Here is a 2,368-nt window from a genome sequence, read left to right as displayed (position 1 = left end):
ACTTTTTTTTGAAGATCAAAAGATCGCAGCGTGCCGCAGCTCCTACAAAAATGTAGTCAGCCCCTCGGTCAGTCGGATGAGGGGGTTTTACGTAATGTGAATAAAAAGAATGGAGTTGTACCGATGAAAATGTTTGGCAGGACTCTGCTGACACTGTCCTTAATGGGCGCAATCGTCATGGGCGCCCAGGCCAACGACAAGGTGCTGCGTGTTTACAACTGGTCCGATTACATCGCGCCGGACACCGTCAAGAAGTTCGAAGACGAGACCGGCATCCGCGTGACCTACGACGTCTTCGACAGCAACGAGACCCTTGAGGCGCGTTTGCTGGCGGGCAAATCCGGCTACGACCTGGTCGTGCCGTCGAACAGTTTCCTGGCCAAGCAGATCAAGGCCGGCGTCTATCAGACACTGGATAAATCGAAGCTGCCGAACTGGAAGAATCTCAACCCGGTGCTGCTGAAAAACGCCGCCGCCAGTGACCCGGACAACGCCCACGCGTTCCCGTACATGTGGGGCTCGATCGGCATTGGTTTCAACCCGGCCAAGGTCAAGGAAGTGCTCGGCGCCGACGCCCCGACCAACTCCTGGGACTTGCTGTTCAAGCCGGAGAACGCTGAAAAGCTGAAGGCTTGCGGCATCAGTTTCCTCGACTCGCCGACGGAAATGATCCCGGCCGCCCTGCACTATCTGGGTTACCCGGTGAACGATCAGGACACCGCGCACATCAAGGAAGCCGAGGCGCTGTTCATGAAGATCCGCCCGAACGTGGCGTACTTCCATTCCTCGAAATACATCTCGGATCTGGCCAACGGCAACATCTGCGTCGCGGTCGGTTACTCCGGCGACGTGCTGCAGGCCAAGGCCCGCGCGGTGGAATCGGGCAACAACGTGGTGATCGATTACAGCATTCCCAAGGAAGGCGCCGGCAGCTTCTACGACATGGTCGCCATCCCGCGTGATGCAGCGAACGTCGAGAACGCCTACCTGTTCATGGACTTCCTGATGCGCCCGGACATTATCGCCGAGATCACCAACAGCAACGGCTACAGCAACGCCAACGCGGCGGCCACGCCATTGGTGGATGAAGCGATCCGCAACGACCCGGGCTCGTACCCGTCGCAAGCGGTGATGGCGACGCTGTATGCGGTGCCCGATCAACCGATTGCCACCCAGCGAATCATGACGCGCGGCTGGACCCGGGTGAAACTCGGTAAATAACTGATACGCCCGATGATCGTTCCCACGCTCCGCGTGGGAACGCAGCCCGGGACGCTCTGCGTCCCAAAGCGTGACGCGGAGCGCCACAAGAGGCTTTCCCACGCAGAGCGTGGGAACGATCAGTGTAAAAAATTTCCCGTTCACGCAGCGCCTTACCACCGCTGCACCCTGCTATGAACGGCCTCACCTGGCTCCCTCGGCTCAGGTGAATTCTCAGGCGCCCTCGGGCGCCTTTTTTTGTGTCCTCAAATCAGCGGCCAATCCTGCAGAACCCGGTAGCGTCCCTTGTGCGATTCGAACAGGGCGAAGCGCTCGGCACGCAGGAAAAATTCCGGTGGCGTGACGGATTCCGGTTCCGAAGCGCGGTAGTCGCGAGCCAACGTCAGGTGCGGACGAAACTCGCGCGGTGTCTCCTCGAAGCCAAACGGCAACATCGCCTGCTCCAGCGCATAAACCAGTCGCAACAACGCCGGCGGCGCCTGCTCCGGCGCGAGCGATAACACCCCGGCGCGATGCCAGACCTGCAGACGATCCAGAGCAATCTTCAACCGCTCACCCGGCGTGCGCACTTGCCGGGCGGCCTCGCAGACTTCGTTGATCTGCGCCAGCGGCACCGCGCCGAGAAACAGCAACGTCAGATGAAAGTTATCCGCCGGCACCGGTTTACCGGTTCTCAGGCCCAGTTCCGCGCGCCACTGCGCAATCGCCTTGCGTTGCGCCGGAGGGCAATCCAGTGCGAAGAACAATCGCTTGAACGGTTCATCGGTCATGGCCCTGCTCCCTTGTTCATCCTGATTGGGCCGATTCTACAGCCTGATCTGACGACTCGTGACAGGCAGCTATAGTTCAAGGATTGCCATCAACCGGAGGCCGCCATGCGCGAGATCCTCAGCAAAGAACCGTGGTGGGCCCGGCCGCCGCAGCCAGGGCAGAACGAAACCGAACTGGAATGGGGCTGGCTGGTGCATTACAGCGAGGGCGAGCCGCGTTTCGAATTCGTCCGCGAACGGCCAAGCGACGAAGAAATTCGTCAACGCAAAAGCTGCCGAATCACCCCCTCACCCGAATGACGATATCCCTGTAGGAGCTGCGGCACGCTGCGATCTTTTGATCTTGTTTTTAAAATCAAAATCAAAAGATCGCAGCG

General features: G+C 59.4%; 3 protein-coding genes. 2 read left to right on the top strand and 1 reads right to left on the bottom strand.

Going from position 1 to position 2,368, the window contains the following annotated elements; all coding sequences use genetic code 11:
- Positions 1-123: 123 nt before the first annotated feature.
- Positions 124-1,221, top strand: a complete 1,098-nt coding sequence (locus tag EJA71_RS05955) for a polyamine ABC transporter substrate-binding protein (RefSeq protein WP_158955147.1) — start codon at positions 124-126, stop codon at positions 1,219-1,221.
- A gap of 245 nt (positions 1,222-1,466) precedes the next feature.
- Here EJA71_RS05955 and thpR read toward each other — a convergent pair whose 3' ends face one another.
- Positions 1,467-1,991, bottom strand: a complete 525-nt coding sequence (gene thpR, locus EJA71_RS05950) for an RNA 2',3'-cyclic phosphodiesterase (protein WP_158955145.1) — start codon at positions 1,989-1,991, stop codon at positions 1,467-1,469.
- A 105-nt stretch (positions 1,992-2,096) separates the two neighbouring features.
- Here thpR and EJA71_RS05945 point away from each other — a divergent pair, with 105 nt between their 5' ends.
- A complete protein-coding gene (locus tag EJA71_RS05945; protein ID WP_158955143.1) occupies positions 2,097-2,291 on the top strand; it encodes a hypothetical protein in 195 nt (64 codons plus the stop codon).
- The last annotated feature ends 77 nt before the right edge of the window (positions 2,292-2,368 follow it).

Source organism: Pseudomonas sp. PB106, assembly GCF_009764645.1.
Taxonomy (GTDB): domain Bacteria; phylum Pseudomonadota; class Gammaproteobacteria; order Pseudomonadales; family Pseudomonadaceae; genus Aquipseudomonas.
This window is presented reverse-complemented; position numbering and strand designations above follow the sequence as displayed.

Excerpts from the sequence above, each read along its gene's own strand:
- EJA71_RS05945 (WP_158955143.1), top strand. The coding sequence starts at position 2,097 with ATGCGCGAGATCCTCAGCAAAGAACCGTGGTGGGCCCGGCCGCCGCAG.
- EJA71_RS05955 (WP_158955147.1), top strand. The coding sequence starts at position 124 with ATGAAAATGTTTGGCAGGACTCTGCTGACACTGTCCTTAATGGGCGCA.
- thpR (WP_158955145.1), bottom strand. The coding sequence starts at position 1,991 with ATGACCGATGAACCGTTCAAGCGATTGTTCTTCGCACTGGATTGCCCT.